At 66.7% G+C, this 14251-nt stretch carries 14 protein-coding genes; 3 read left to right on the top strand and 11 right to left on the bottom strand.

The window, feature by feature from the left end:
• Positions 1–25 precede the first annotated feature (25 nt).
• Both BVC93_RS02630 and BVC93_RS02625 read left to right on the top strand, forming a co-directional pair.
• The gene (locus BVC93_RS02630) at positions 26–1276 is read left to right on the top strand and encodes a transcriptional regulator (protein WP_236950216.1); all 1251 of its coding nucleotides are present in this window, start codon (positions 26–28) and stop codon (positions 1274–1276) included.
• A 146-nt stretch (positions 1277–1422) separates the two neighbouring features.
• Positions 1423–3294: an acetate--CoA ligase gene (locus BVC93_RS02625; RefSeq protein ID WP_083735818.1), complete on the top strand. Its 1872-nt coding sequence runs from the start codon at positions 1423–1425 to the stop codon at positions 3292–3294.
• A gap of 1 nt (position 3295) precedes the next feature.
• Here the strand turns inward: BVC93_RS02625 and bluB are convergent, their stop codons facing one another.
• From bluB to BVC93_RS02595, 6 genes are all read right to left on the bottom strand, one after another.
• Positions 3296–3946 (bottom strand): 5,6-dimethylbenzimidazole synthase, encoded by a 651-nt coding sequence (gene bluB, locus BVC93_RS02620; protein ID WP_083735817.1) that lies wholly within the window; start codon positions 3944–3946, stop codon positions 3296–3298.
• Positions 3943–4725: a precorrin-4 C(11)-methyltransferase gene (cobM, locus tag BVC93_RS02615; RefSeq protein WP_083735816.1), complete on the bottom strand. Its 783-nt coding sequence runs from the start codon at positions 4723–4725 to the stop codon at positions 3943–3945. Before cobM ends, bluB begins: the two co-directional genes overlap by 4 nt.
• Positions 4722–6236: a precorrin-2 C(20)-methyltransferase gene (locus BVC93_RS02610; protein WP_083735815.1), complete on the bottom strand. Its 1515-nt coding sequence runs from the start codon at positions 6234–6236 to the stop codon at positions 4722–4724. Before BVC93_RS02610 ends, cobM begins: the two co-directional genes overlap by 4 nt.
• Positions 6233–6907, bottom strand: a complete 675-nt coding sequence (locus tag BVC93_RS02605) for a precorrin-8X methylmutase (protein ID WP_083735813.1) — start codon at positions 6905–6907, stop codon at positions 6233–6235. Before BVC93_RS02605 ends, BVC93_RS02610 begins: the two co-directional genes overlap by 4 nt.
• Positions 6894–7823 (bottom strand): nitrite reductase, encoded by a 930-nt coding sequence (locus tag BVC93_RS02600; protein WP_083735812.1) that lies wholly within the window; start codon positions 7821–7823, stop codon positions 6894–6896. Before BVC93_RS02600 ends, BVC93_RS02605 begins: the two co-directional genes overlap by 14 nt.
• Positions 7824–8031: 208 nt before the next feature.
• Positions 8032–8586, bottom strand: a complete 555-nt coding sequence (locus tag BVC93_RS02595) for a histidine phosphatase family protein (protein ID WP_192860167.1) — start codon at positions 8584–8586, stop codon at positions 8032–8034.
• 174 nt (positions 8587–8760) lie between these two features.
• Here BVC93_RS02595 and BVC93_RS02590 point away from each other — a divergent pair, with 174 nt between their 5' ends.
• Positions 8761–9507 (top strand): FadR/GntR family transcriptional regulator, encoded by a 747-nt coding sequence (locus BVC93_RS02590; RefSeq protein ID WP_157516746.1) that lies wholly within the window; start codon positions 8761–8763, stop codon positions 9505–9507.
• Position 9508: 1 nt separating this feature from the next.
• Here the strand turns inward: BVC93_RS02590 and BVC93_RS02585 are convergent, their stop codons facing one another.
• The 5 genes from BVC93_RS02585 to BVC93_RS02565 form a co-directional block, all read right to left on the bottom strand.
• Positions 9509–10921, bottom strand: a complete 1413-nt coding sequence (locus BVC93_RS02585; protein WP_083735808.1) for a short-chain fatty acyl-CoA regulator family protein — start codon at positions 10919–10921, stop codon at positions 9509–9511.
• Between the two features lie 115 nt (positions 10922–11036).
• On the bottom strand, positions 11037–12074 hold the full coding sequence (locus BVC93_RS02580) for a phosphotransferase family protein (protein ID WP_083735807.1): 1038 nt from the start codon (positions 12072–12074) through the stop codon (positions 11037–11039).
• The gene (locus tag BVC93_RS02575; protein ID WP_083735806.1) at positions 12071–13042 is read right to left on the bottom strand and encodes an NADPH:quinone oxidoreductase family protein; all 972 of its coding nucleotides are present in this window, start codon (positions 13040–13042) and stop codon (positions 12071–12073) included. The genes BVC93_RS02580 and BVC93_RS02575 overlap by 4 nt, the downstream gene beginning before the upstream one ends.
• Positions 13039–13494, bottom strand: a complete 456-nt coding sequence (locus tag BVC93_RS02570; protein WP_083735805.1) for a MaoC family dehydratase — start codon at positions 13492–13494, stop codon at positions 13039–13041. Before BVC93_RS02570 ends, BVC93_RS02575 begins: the two co-directional genes overlap by 4 nt.
• Positions 13491–14228 carry an SDR family NAD(P)-dependent oxidoreductase gene (locus BVC93_RS02565; protein WP_083735804.1) on the bottom strand — a complete coding sequence of 246 codons (738 nt, stop codon included), beginning with the start codon at positions 14226–14228 and terminating at the stop codon, positions 13491–13493. Before BVC93_RS02565 ends, BVC93_RS02570 begins: the two co-directional genes overlap by 4 nt.
• Positions 14229–14251: the final 23 nt, after the last annotated feature.

Genomic DNA, 14251 nt, shown 5'->3' with positions numbered 1-14251 from the left:
GGTGACTCGTGGAGGTGTTCGAGACGTGGACAGCTCAGGCGCGGATTTCGGGCGCATCATGCGCCTGCACGCAGATTTCCTTGCGGGAAGAATCGGCTTGCAGGACTTGGCAATCCGGGCGGTGGTGGCAGAGAGTTGGCAGCGTAGTCGCTCCGGCGGGGTAGATCCTCTCCAGGGGGAAGCGCCTTCCGACGGCGCTGGTCTGGTTGCGTTGCGCGCGGCCAGCACACTGGCGCCGGCGCTCCCGCTGATCCGCCGGCTTCTGGTGGACCACGCCGAAGAAGCGGGTGTAGTGGTGGCGGTGGCCGACGCGGCGGGCAACCTGCTGTGGGTCGAAGGAGATCGGTCGACACGCAGTCGGGCAGAGCGCATGAATTTCGCTGCCGGCGCGAACTGGAGTGAGCGATGTGTGGGTACCAATGCTCCAGGTACGGCCCTGGCGTTGGACCGAGAGATACACATACGCGGGGCCGAGCACTTCTGCGAGGTGGCCCAGCGGTTCAGCTGCGCGGCGGTTCCCATCCACGACTCTGTCACCAACAAGCTGTTGGGAGTCATCGATGTCACCGGCGGTCCCGAAGTTGATTCACTCAAGTCCCTGTCGTTGGTCCGAGCCACCGCTGTTGCGGTGGAGAAATACCTCGCGGTGCTGCGTCAACCGGGCTTGCAGGCCGCGCCGTCCCGAAGCCCGACGATCAGGGTGCTCGGGTTCGACCGCCCCTTCGTGGAGTCGGTGCACGACGGTGGCCGCGTCGGCACCGTGACGCTGGCGCCTCGTCACGCCGACATCTTGGTATTGCTCGGCAATCATGCAGACGGTCTCAGCGCTGAGGAGTTGTCGGTGATGCTCGATGAAAAGGAGCTCGACGTCGGCACTGTGAGAGCCGAGGTGTCACGGATGCGGCGCGTGCTCCCCGGTCTCATCGGTTCACGCCCTTATCGGTTGATGCGGCCTGTCAACAGCGATATGGCAGCTGTGCTGGATGCATTGGACCGCAGAGACGCCGCCGATGCTCTCGACCATTACGGCGGCGCGCTGCTACCGAGATCAACCTCTCCAGCGATTGCCGGGGCCCGTACCGAACTCAGCTCTGCCGTCAGGACCGCCGTGCTGGCCACCGGTGACCTCGCGTTGTTGAGGCGCTGGCTCGATCTGCCCGAAGGCCGCGATGATCGTGACGGCTGGCGCCTGTTGCACAACAAGTCCGAAGCCGGGTCGATCAGTCGTGCGCAGGCACGCGGCCATCTGGTGGCACTGGACCTCGACTTGGGTTGAGGACAAGGGACACGAACTATCCGAAAGGCTGGGAAACCGGCTCAGCCATTCCCTGCCTCGAGGTTGGTGGGGTTTACTCTCCACGATCGCTCGGGCAATGGCCTGGTCGGTGCGCGCGAGACAAGTAGGAATGGAGCAGACATTCAATGACGAGCTACGGTCAGTTGTACCGTGACAGCATTGATGATCCTCAGGGGTTTTGGGCACGGGCAGCCGAACAAGTGGACTGGATCCAGTCGCCCGCACAACTTCTGGACGACAGTGACGCTCCGTTCTACCGCTGGTTTCCCGGCGGCGTTCTGAACACGTGTGTCAACGCACTCGACCGCCATGTCGACAATGGTCGCGCAGAGCAGCCCGCCCTGATCTACGAGTCGGCCGTCACCGGCGTCACGCGCACCTACACCTATCGCGAACTGCTGGACCTCACGGCGCGCTGTGCCGGAGTGCTGCGTGATCTCGGGGTGGGCAAAGGCGACCGCGTCGTGGTGTACATGCCCATGATTCCCGAGGCCGTGATCGCCATGCTGGCGTGCGCGCGTATCGGCGCGGTGCACTCGGTGGTGTTCGGTGGTTTTGCCGCTCACGAGTTGGCGGCGCGAATCGACGACGCTGCGCCAAAGGTGTTGATAACCGGATCCTGCGGTATCGAACCCAGTCGGCTGGTGCCGTATCAGCCCATGGTCGAGGCCGCCTTGGCCGCAACGTCGAATCCGCCCGGTCACGTCGTGGTCGTGCAACGTGAACAAGTGCAATGGGAGCTCAACGCCGCGCGTGACGTGGACTGGGAGGAGGCGGTGGCCGCGGCCGCGCCCGCCGAGGCTGTGCCGGTGGCCGCGACGGATCCGCTCTACGTCCTCTACACCTCGGGTACCACCGGCAAGCCCAAGGGGATCGTGCGAGACAACGGTGGACATGCGGTTGCTCTGCTGTGGACGATGAGCCACATCTACGATGTCGGGCCCGGAGACGTCTTCTGGGCCGCCTCCGATGTGGGCTGGGTGGTGGGCCACTCCTACATCGTTTACGGGCCGCTACTGGCCGGAGCGACGACGGTCCTCTACGAAGGCAAGCCGGTCGGTACACCCGATCCTGGCGCGTTCTGGCGCGTGATCGCCGAGCACGGCGTCAAGGTGCTGTTCACCGCCCCGACCGCCATCCGGGCAATCCGCAAGGAGGATCCGACCGCGGCTCATATGGCGCGCTACGACCTCAGTGGCCTGCGGTATCTGTTCCTCGCCGGGGAACGGTTGGACCCCGATACCTACCACTGGGCATCGGAGAAGCTCGGAATCCCGGTGATCGATCACTGGTGGCAGACCGAAACGGGCTGGCCCATCGCCGCGAACCCGGCAGGTGTGCAGTTGCTGCCGATCAAGGCCGGTTCACCGACCGTGCCGATGCCGGGCTATGACATCGAGGTGCTCGATCCGTACGGAAAACCCTGCGGCCCAGGAGAAGAAGGATCGGTGTGCCTCAAGATGCCGCTTCCGCCCGGCACTCTGGTGACGTTGTGGGGTGATGACAGCCGTTTTGAGAGCTCGTACCTGAGCGCATTCCCCGGCTACTACCTCAGCGGTGACGGTGGCTACATCGACGAGGACGGCTACCTGTTCGTGATGGGGCGTACCGACGACGTGATCAACGTTGCCGGACACCGCTTTTCGACGGGAGCCATCGAGGCGGTGCTGGCTTCACATCCTGCGGTGGCCGAATGCGCGGTGATCGGTGTCGCCGACGAGATCAAGGGCCACGTGCCGCGCGGATTCGTGGTGCTCAAAGCCAACGTCGAGGCCGACGGTGTGGAGGCGGCGCTGATCGCCGCCGTGCGCGACGAGATCGGTGCGGTGGCGTCGTTCAAGTTGGTCGATGTGGTGCCCGCGCTGCCGAAAACCCGCTCGGGCAAGATCCTGCGGAAGGCGATGCGTAACATCGCCCACGGTGTGGACGAGGCGGTGCCTTCGACCATCGAGGATCCCGCGGTGCTGCACGCGCTGCGGCCGGTGCTGGAGAGCTGACTCAGCGCGACGGGTAGCACTCCTGGTGCACCACCGTGTGCACCGGAGCGCGTCCGCGCCACCCGTGCCGCTCCAGGTCCGGAATGTCGGGTAGGTCGGCCACGTGGCCGACGCACAACCATGCCACCGGGCGCACGGCGGCGGGCATGTTCACCAGAGAACGCAGATACTCCTCGCGGTAGAACGACACCCAACCCACGCCGAGGTTTTCCGCCGTCGCCGCCAACCACAGGTTCTGGATGGCGCACACCACCGAATACAGACCGGCATCGTCGATGGCATGCCGTCCCAGCACCTGCGGTCCGCCGCGGGTGGGGTCGTAACCCACCACGATGCCCAGCCCGGATTCGCAGATGCCCTCGACCTTGATCTTGGAAAAGGTCTCGGCACGCTCACCGGACAGCGACGACGCGAAGATCTGCCGTTCGAAGGCCACGTGGTCACGGAAGGCCGCCAGAGTCTCGGGCGAGCGCACCAACACGAAATCCCACGGTTGCGACATGCCCACCGACGGCGCGGCGTGAGCGGCGGACAGCACGCGGTCGAGTACTTCCTCGGCCACCGGCTGGCCGGTGAATTCGCGCCGGGTGTCGCGGCGGCGGTGGATGATGTCGTAGAGGCCGGCGGCGAGGTGCTGTGCGGGAGCGCTCACAGGCGACCACCCACATGGGTGCGGGTACGGTCGCGCTGCGGATCGTAGAGATGGCTGTCGCCGGCGCAGGTGTCCGGCCGTTCGGCGAGTGCGCGGCCCACCAGAATGACTGCGGCCTGGCGCAATCCGGCCTCCTCCACCTTGTCCGCGATATCGCCGACGGTGCCACGGAGCACGATCTCGGACGGTTGTGAGGCGCGGTAGACCACCACGACGGGACAGTCCGCACCGTACGTCGGTACCAGCTCCGCCATCAGCTCACGTGTGCGGGTGATCGCCAGGTGCAACACCAGGGTGGCCTGGGTGGCCGCGAATGCCGCCAGCGATTCCGACTCCGGCATGGCCGTCGAGCGCTGCTGGGTGCGGGTGAGCACTACCGACTGGGTGACGAGGGGGACGGTCAGTTCGCGGCCCACCCGCGCGGCAGCGGCGGCGTAAGCGGGCACCCCCGGTGTCACCGCCCACGGCACCCCGGCGGCGTCGAGCCGGCGGGTCTGCTCGGACACCGCGCTGTAGATCGTGGGATCACCCGACACCAGCCGTACAACCTGCTTGCCGGCCTGCTGGGCGGCGACCATCCGGCCGATGATGGCGTCCAGGTCGAGATCCTGGGTGTCCACCAGATCGGCTGTTGGAGAGCAATTCTCGAGTACTTCCGGGTCGAGGTAGGTGCCCGGGTAAAGCACCGTGTCGGCCTCGCCGAGCAGTCGTACCGCGCGGACGGTGAGCAGGTCGGCAGCACCAGGGCCCGCGCCGACGAAGTGGACCGGCGAGTTCATCGGACCCACCGCGGGGTCCAGACCCGACCCGCATCGGTCACGCGGGTCGACGAGGCGCCGATCAGCAGCAGACATTTCATGTCGATGGTGTCGGTGTCGAGGTCGCCGAGTGTGGTGACGGTCAGAGATTCCTCGGCCCGGCCGACGTCCCGCCCGATCGTCACCACAGTGTCGGCACTTCGGTGTTCCAGCAACACTTTCCGGGCCACGGCGATCTGATCCGGACGGGTGCGCGAGGCGGGGTTGTAGATGGCCAGCACCAAGTCGGCTTCGGCGATGGCCCGCAGCCGTGCCTCGATGACCGACCAGGGTTTGAGTCGGTCGGAGAGGCTGACCACCGCAAAGTCCGCGCCGATCGGTGCGCCGGCGCGCGCGGCGACGGCTTGGACGGCCGACACCGCGGGCAGCACCCGCACCGGCACATGGGTGAACTGCGGGTCGTCGGCGGCCTCGAACACCGCCGAGGCCATCCCGAAGACGCCGGCGTCGCCACCGGACACCACGGCCACCTTCTCGCCCCGGCTGGCGAGTTGCAGTGCGAAGCGGGCGCGGTCGACCTCGACGGTGTTGCCGGACGCGTGTCTCTGCAAGCCTTCTCGCTGCGGGACTCGGTTGACGTACGGGGCGTAACCGACCACGTGGTCGACCTCGGCCAGCGCGGCGGTGGCCTCGGCGGTCAGCCAGTCCTGCGGCCCGGGACCCAGCCCGATCACCAGTAGCTCGGCAGCGGTCTCGATGCTGGGTGTCTGCACCGCGGCGACCAGTTCTCCCGGGCGCCGGGTGCGCTGCCCGTTGACCGAGTCGCCGTTGACGACGATCAGCGACAGGTACGGCACGGACGCTTCGTCGACGTCGGCCACCGGCATCCACCGTTGTTCCGGATGGCTGGCGCGTTCGATGTACATGGCGTGCCCCAACCGCCCGGCCGCCGCGAGTGCTCGGCGCACGGCAGGGAAGGTGCGGCCCAGCTTCATGATGATGGCGCCGTCGGTATCGGCGAGGCGGCGCGCGAGTTCCGCCTCGGGCAGGGTGCCCGGCAGGACGGTCAGCACATCGGTCTGGCGGACCAGGGGAGAGGCGGTGGCCGCGGTGGCGGCAACGAACGCCGGCACACCGGGAACCACCTCGGTCGGATAATCGGCGCTGAGCCGGTCGTGCATGTACATGTACGAGCCGTAGAACAGCGGGTCGCCTTCGGCCAACAGAACCACGGTGCGGCCCGCGGCCAGGTGGACAGCCAGCCGGGCGGCCGATTCCTCGTAGAAATCGGCGAGCGCCCCGGCGTATCCGCCGGGGTGATCGGTGCCTCCGGTAGTGACCGGGTAGCGAAGTTCCTCTTCGATCACCCCGTCGCGGATCAGGTCGGCGGCGATACCCCGGGCATAGGACTGTTTGTTGACTCCGGCGTGGTAGGCCACGACATCGGCTTCACCGATCAGTCGAGCGGCTTTCAGGGTGATCAGTTCGGGGTCTCCGGGCCCCAGTCCGACACCGAAGAAGCGGCCGGTCATTCTGCCTCCGAGGCCAGTGCGTTCAGTGCCGACGAGGTCATCGCCGAGCCACCGAGGCGGCCACGGATGGTCACGTAGGGAATGTCGATGCCGTGGTCGGCGGCGAACGAGATCAGTGCCTCCTTCGATTCGGCGGCGCCGATGAATCCGACCGGGCAGCCGACGATGGCGGCAGGCCGGGGAGCGCCGTCGATCAGCATCTCCAGTAGGTGGAACAGCGCGGTGGGTGCGTTGCCGATGGCGATGACGGCGCCTTCCATGAAGGGTTCCCACAGCGAGACCGCCGCCGCGGTGCGGGTGGTGCTCCACGCGCGGGCCAGGGCGGGGACCCGCTCGTCGTGCAGGAAACAGTGCACGGCATTGTCGGCCGGCAAGCGACTTGCGGTGACGCCGGTGGCGACCATCTGCGCGTCGCACAGAATTGGTGCACCACCGGAGAGTGCCACGCGGCTGGCTTTCACCACGTTGGAGTGAATTGCCAAGTCTTTCACCAGGTTCGGCTGGCCTGTGCCATGGATCATGCGGACAGCCAGCTTCTCGGCGTCCGGCGGCACCGCCGAGAGGTCGGCTTCACTGCGGATGGCGGCGAAGGAGTCGACATAGATCGACGCGCCGTCGTCGATGTAGTCGTACCTCTTTCTCGGCCGGGTGAGCTGATCAGAGCTGTTCATCGGTTCCCTCCAGAGCATGTGGAACAAGGATGCCGTGCCACGGCGTCACCACCACATCCGGGACACCGGCTGGGGTCAGGTCCAGGATCGTCTCGGCGCGCTGCGGCGTCAGCACACCGTCCGGAACGTGGACGTGTGTGCCGCCGCCCACCGGTCCGTAGGGCAACGCCGTCGTCGGAGCAGGTATTCGTCGATCGGGTGCCACCGGTGCGCTCAATGCGGCGGGCAGCTCCCGCAGGTGCCACGGGGCGTCCGCGCCCCCGCCGCGCACGCGCAGGAAAGCCGCGGCGAGCCCGGCCAGATGCAGCGCAGCCTCGTCCAGAGCCACCACCTCGCCCCAATGATCTCCGACGCGCAGCTGCACCAGCCGGTCATCCAAAGCGACCAGCCCCAGATCGGTACCGCGGCCACCGGCATCGATGAGCCGATCCATGAGGTCACCGCGGCCGTCGTCGAGAGTGAACAGGAAGCGCCCTGGGAGCCGGCCGAGAGCGTCGTCGGCCAGCAGTGCGGCATCCAGCGAGGCGGCCACCGGGCGCAGATCAGCTCGCCCTCCGCTGTGTCCGGACTGTGGAGAGATGAGGATGTTGCGCACCAGCTCGTGGGTGGCTGAGGGTAACAACCCGGTGGATTGGAGTGCAGACACCGCGGTGGGGCACAGTTGGTCTTCGTGGCCATCGTGGCCGCGAAGACCGCGTAACTGCAGGTTGGCGCGGCTGGTGAGGTGCACATCGCCATCGGCGTGGGTGATGCTGACCTTGATCAGCCGGCGCAGCGCCACAGTGGGAAGCTGACCCCCGACCAGGCGCAGGCGTACCAGCAAGCCGTCTTGGGCCTGCCACGGCCGGTACGCGCCGGGACATTGGTCGGTCCGGCTGCGATTGCCGCCGGTGAGGCGGCACGTGTCGGTGGTCATTCGTCCTTATGCCCGTCAGGGCACTGTGTAGTGGCGATGGTGAACCCATGCCGCGGCTGTCGCGGCTGCTTCCGCGCCCTGCGACAGTATGCGATGTCGGACATGTGCGGCATGCGCTCGCCGACAACTCGGCCCAAAGCAGACGGGAACCTATTCGTAAGGTGGGGATCGGACGCGCCGAGACGAACCCGGCGCGTGATCGGTCCGCTCACGGGTGCATCGAGCCGTTGCGCCGATCGACCAGAATCCGCACCACCCAGCCGTTTTTGGGAAGGGCGGACTCGTGGTGGAGGTCAGGTGCCCACATGCTGATCGCTTCTCGGAGGACGTCACCATGTGTCACCGCGACCAACGGACCGGCGTCGGTGGTAAGCCGCTCCAGGAGGCTTCGCAACCTGCGGGCGACGTCGTTTCGTGCTTCCCCGTGCGGCAGAGCCTCATCGGCAGACAAAGCGGCCTCTGCGCGATGGCCGTCGGCTACCGGCCGGCCTTCGAAGATTCCCCAGCACCGTTCGCGCAACAAAGGGGTGTACCGAACCGGTACGTCGAGGCGGCCGCCGATGATGTCCGCTGTCTCGGCAGCTCGACGCAGATCAGAACTGATCACGAGGGCGGGGGCGTGGGGCATGAGCGTTTCAGCAGCCGCGTGGGCCTGGCGGACACCGTCAGCTGTCAGCGCGGGCCACCTGGTCTGACCCTGCATGAGGCCCAACCGGTTCCACGTCGACTCGCCGTGACGCACCCAGAATGTATCGACGGTCATGGTCGTCGACAACTGTAGTGCCCGACGCTGGTCACAGGCCGAGGCGGTGGATCGGTGCATTCCGAACCTGTGCCATTCGAAAAGTGTCCGGGGTGACACTCTTTCCCAGGGTTCGCTTGCGGACTCGGTACAGTGAGCGCCACGGGTCCCGCAGCCAGCGGATAGGGGGTGTGCGTGTCGGAGGCAATGTCGCCCGGTCCCAAACCGCCTCCCCGCCTGCGTACCCACGAGCAGGTGATGGCCGAGATCGAGAACCGGCTCAACAACGGAACCCTCAAGGCCGGCGACCGGTTACCGCCCGAGCGACAGTTCGCCGAAGCACTCGGGGTCAGCCGGGGCGCCGTCCGCGAGGCGCTGCGGATCCTCGAGGCGATCGGTGTCGTCGAGGCCGGGCCCGGTTCAGGACCCAACTCGGGATCCAGGATCGTCAAGGACAGCACCGTCGGCATGGGCATGCTGCTGCGGATCCATCTGCAACTGGCTTCCTTCACCGAGACCGATCTGCTCGAGACCCGGCTGATGCTGGAGCGATTGGCGTGTCGCAAGGCTGCCAGCATCGCCACCGGCGCCGAGATCTACCGGCTGCGCAGGCTTGTCGACGAGATGCGGGCCGCGCCGACGACGGCCGAGCATCACGAACTCGACACCGCCTTCCACGTGGGCATTGCGCAGATCTCGGGCAACGGTCTGGCTGCGGCGCTGATGGCCGCGCTGCGGGAAGCCTTGCACGGCGCCATGATCGCCGGTTTCGAACGGCTCGACGACCCGGTGCGCACGATGAAGACGTTGACCGACGAGCACGAGCTCATCGTCGACGCCATTGCCGCAGGTGACGGCCGGGCTGCCGCCGACCAGGTGGCCGAACACATCCTGGGGTTCTACCGGGTACTGGGTTTCGACGATCTGAACTGGGCGGGCTGAGTCAGGAACTCTTGGTGGGGAACGTCAACGGGTACGGCACGAACCGTCCGCGGGTACCGTCGACCAGCAGCTGCCTGCCGACCGGCGGGGTGGCTCGTTGCGGGCAGTGCTGCCGATCGCAGGTCCGACACCCCGGACCGATGGGCACCACATCGGGATTCACCAGGTCCAGGCCCTTGCTGTACACCAGGCGCCCGGCCTGCCGGAGTTCACAACCCAGACCGACCACGAATGTCTTGGCAGCCGAACCGTAACCGCCGCGGCGGCGGGTCACGGTGCGCGCCACCCACAGATACCGCTGGCCGTCGGGCATCTCGGCCACCTGTACATCGACCTGTCCAGGTGCGGCGAAGGCGTCGTAGACGTTCCACAGCGGGCAGGTGCCGCCGGTGTGCGAAAAGTGAAAACCGATGGCGGACTGCCGTTTAGAGATGTTGCCCGCCTTGTCCACCCGCACCAGGATGAACGGCACCCCCCTCATTCCGGGGCGCTGCAGCGTGCTGAGCCGGTGCGCGACGGTCTCGAAGCCGACGTCGAAACGTTCGGCGAGGACCTCGACGTCGTAACGTACTTTTTCGGCCGCGTTGTAGAACGTGGTGTAGGGCAGGATCAGGGCGCTGGCGAAATGGTGGGCCAGGCCCAGCCTGGCGAGCTTGCGGGTGGTCTGGTCCGGCCAGACCTCGGCGTCGAGCACCTTGTCCAGGATGGTCGGCACACCGAGTAATGCGATCTGCGTGGCCATTCGGAACGCCTGCTGGCCCGGCTGCAGGTCTGCGGCGAGGGTCAAGATGCCGCGGTCACTGTCGAAGGTGTACAGATCTCCGTCGTGCTCGCGACGGGCGATCACCACTTGGACCTGGTGTCGCGCCTCGAGATGCGTACGCAGATTCTGGCGTAGATCGCCGCCGCGCTGGGCTATTTCGGCGGCCAGGTCCTCGGCCTCGCGGTCGAGCACGTCGACGTAGTTCTGATGGCGGTAGAAGAAATCACGGACATGTTCATGGGGCATCAGTGCCGGCCCCTCCGAACGTGAATCGGTGAGTGCCTCCAGATGCACCATCGCATCGCGGTATCGGCGGTAGAGCGCGATGACGGCGTCGGCGATCTCCGGCATCAAGGTGGCCAACTGCCTGATGTCCGAGGCCGAGTGCGGCATCCCGGGTGCCGCCTCCGGCAGTGCCTCGCGCAGCTCGGCGAGTTGGCGCGCGGTGTCGCGGGGTACGAAGAACGCCGGGTCGATCCCGAAGACCTCGGTGAGGCGCACCAGCACGGTGGCGGTGATGGGCCGCGCGTCGTGCTCGATCTGGTTCAGATAACTCGACGAGATGGCCAGGACACGTGCCAGCTCCACCTGGCTGAGGCCGCGTTCCTCGCGGAGCCTGCGGAGGCGGATGCCTGCGAAGAGCTTGTCCACGGGGGTCAGCGTAGTACGGATTGCGAGGGGTGATGTTCGCAATTTTCGCAAAAACCAGAGATAACCCCAGGTGAAGCCGTTGAGCGCGGATCCGGCACGTGTGTGAAAACCCGGATCAAGTGTGTGTTCCGTCGAGAATCGCCAAGCCTCGCCGCACCAGCGGGGGCACCAGGCGCCCGATCTCCTCGAAGCCCGAGCCCACCGTCATGCCCTGGGTATAGCGGTAGTGAATACCCTCGCAGATGACGGTGAACTTGAAGATGGCGAACGCCCGGTACCAGTCGAAGTCGTGCAGCTCGATGCCGGTGCGCGTGCTGTACCTGGCTGCCAGGGTCTCCCACGACGGGTAGCCCGGGATGTCGGCAGGTGTCGCGGCGATCGGGTTGTCCAACCCGGTCCACCCCTGCCAGTACAGGTAGAACAGCCCGAGATCGCTGAGTGGATCTCCGAGCGTGGACATCTCCCAGTCGAGGATCGCCAGCACCCGGCCGGGATCATCGGCATCGACGATGGCGTTGTCCAACCGGAAGTCGCCGTGCACGATCGTCGACCTCGAGGTGGCTGGCACACTCGCCGAGAGTCGTTGTGCTAGTTCGGAAAATCCTTCGATCTGCCGGGATGCCGAGGACTCGAGCTGACGGATCCACCGGCGCACCTGCCGTTCCAGGTACCCGTCGGGACGGCCGAACGCACCGAGCCCGACAGCCTGGTGATCGACCAGGTGCAGATCGGCCAGCGCGTCGATGAAACCGAAGGACAACCCCTGGGCCTGCGCCGGATCCAGCTGGGCCAGGTCGGCCTCCTTGCGGTAGACGACCCCGTCCACCAGATCCATCACGTAGAACGGGACGCCGAGCACGTCGGCGTCCTCGACGTGACAACGCATCCTCGGCACCGGGTAGCCGGTGGGATGCAGCGCGGCCATCACCTGGTACTCCCGACCCATGTCGTGGGCGGTCTCCAGCACGTGTCCCAGCGGTGGACGCCGCAGGATGAGCGGCGCCCCACCGGTGTCCAATCGGAAGGTCAGGTTGGACCGCCCGCCGGACACCAGGGATGCCGACAGTGTGCCGGGCACCAGAGAGGGGTCGATGTCGCGCAGCAGACCGGCGATGGTGTCGAGCTGCGCCCGGGTGGGCGTGCCCGCGGTCATGCCATCTCGATCACGGCTTTGCCACGAATCTGGTGGGCATCCAGACGCGCAAGCGCGGTGGGGATCTCGTCGAACGAGAACCGGTGCCCGAGCTGGGGCCGTACCGATCCTTCGGCGTACATCCGGTGTAATGCCTGCGCACCCCACGACAGCAGGTTCGGATCTTTGTCCAAGGTCGCGCCCCAGGCCACGCCGACGGCCGAGACATTGCGCAGCAGAAGGCGATTGGTCTTCAGTGCCGGAATGCCACCGGCGGCGAACCCGATCACCAGGATGCGGCCTTCCGAGGCCAGGGCTCGCACCCCTTCGTCGAACAACCAGTCACCCAGGGGATCGAGGATGACGTCCACGCCGTCGCCGCCGGTGAGTTCGCGGACGGTGGTCGAGAAACCCTTCTCGAGGATGATCACGTGGTCGGCGCCGGCCTCTTTCGCCACGCTCACCTCGTGCTCGCCAGCGACACCGGCGATCACGGTGGCCTTCAGTCCCTTGGCGACTTGCACGGCGGCACTACCGATGCCGCCGGCGGCGCCCATCACCAACACGGTCTCCCCGGGTTCGAGGCGGCCGCGGCGGGCCAACGCGAAGTGGGTGGTGTGGTGGTTGACCACCAGTCCCGCCGCGACGTCGAAGCCCATGTCATCGGGGATCGCGACCAGCGACTGCAGCGGCACCGCCACCGCTTCGGCGTACGCGCCGTCCCAGACGAAGGCCATCACCCGGTCTCCGGCCGTCCAGCCGGAATCAGCCGGAGCCCAACTGATCACACCGGCCACTTCACAACCGGGGGTGAACGGCGTCTCCGGTTTGCGCTGATACTGCCCCTTGGTGAGCAGCAGGTCCGGGAAGTTGATGCCGATGGCCTTCACCTCGACGACCGCGGTGCCGTCCTCGTGGGGAAGGTCGGGCACCTCGTCGAGGGTCAGTGCCGTCGGACCGTCGTAGGAGTGCAGTCGGAAGGCCTTCACTCGGCACCTCGCAGACGGATCAGTACCTCGGCCACACACGCGGGTTTGTCCGCGCCCTCGATCTCCATGGTCACCCGCAGCGTGGCCTGCACGCCGCCGGCAACCGGCTCGGCGCCGACGAGGGTCAGATGCCCGCGCAGGCGTGAGCCCACCGGGACCGCGGAAGGGAAGCGGATCTTGTTGGCGCCGTAGTTGATCGAGGCCACGGCATCGTCGACGGCAAACAGTTCGTTGAGCACCGGTGCGATCAGCGACATCGTGAGATAGCCGTGCGCGATGGTGGTGCCGAAGGGGCCCGCGGCCGAGCGTTCCGGATCGATGTGGATCCACTGCGGATCCTCGGTGATGACGGCGAACGCGTCGATGCGCGGCTGGTCGATCTCCATCCAGTGGCTGGCACCGAGGTCGAGCTCGGTCTGCTCGGTCAGGTTGGCGATGGTCAGTCCGCTCACATCGACATCCCGCCGTCGACGGAGAGCACGGTGCCGGTGATGAAGCCGCCCTCTTCGGAAGCCAGGAAGCCGATGGCCGGGCACATCTCGCTGGGTTGTGCGAACCGACCCAGCGGAATGGCCTTGGTCATCTCGGCCTTCTTGTCCGGCGGGATGGACGCGATCATCCGGGTCTCGGCGTTGGGAGCGATGGCGTTGACGGTGACACCGAACCGGGCCAGTTCCTTGGCGGTGGTCTTGGTGAAGCCGATGATGCCCGCCTTGGCCATCCCGTAATTGGACTGCCCGGGGTTGCCGCGCAGTCCGGTGTAGGAGGTGATGTTGACGATGCGGCCGAAGTTGCGTTCGCGGAAATGCGGTACACACTCGCGGGTGAACCGGAACGTGCCGCCGGCGTGCACCTGCATCACTTCTTCCCAGTCCTCGTCGGTGAGCTTCCACACCACCTTGTCGCGCAGCACGCCGGCATTGTTGACCACCACGTCGACCTTGCCGGTGTCCTCGATGACGGTGGCCACGGCCGCCTTCACGTCCTCGGTGCTGCGGACGTCGGCCACCACCGCCACGCCGCCGGCGCGCTTGGCGGCGTCGGTGAGTTCGTCGCCGTCGATGTCGACCATGTACGTCGCGGCCCCGGCGTTGGCGAAGAACGAACCGAGTTCGAAGCCGATACCGCGTGCGGCGCCGGTGACGATGACGGATCGGCCGGAGAAGTCATAGGTCAAGTTGCCCATGGAGATTGCCTTTCGTAGGTGGG

The sequence above is a fragment of the Mycobacterium sp. MS1601 genome, from assembly GCF_001984215.1.
In the GTDB taxonomy this organism is placed as follows: Bacteria; Actinomycetota; Actinomycetes; order Mycobacteriales; family Mycobacteriaceae; genus Mycobacterium.
Note: the sequence above shows the minus strand (reverse complement) of the source record. Positions and strands in the feature narration are given on the sequence as shown.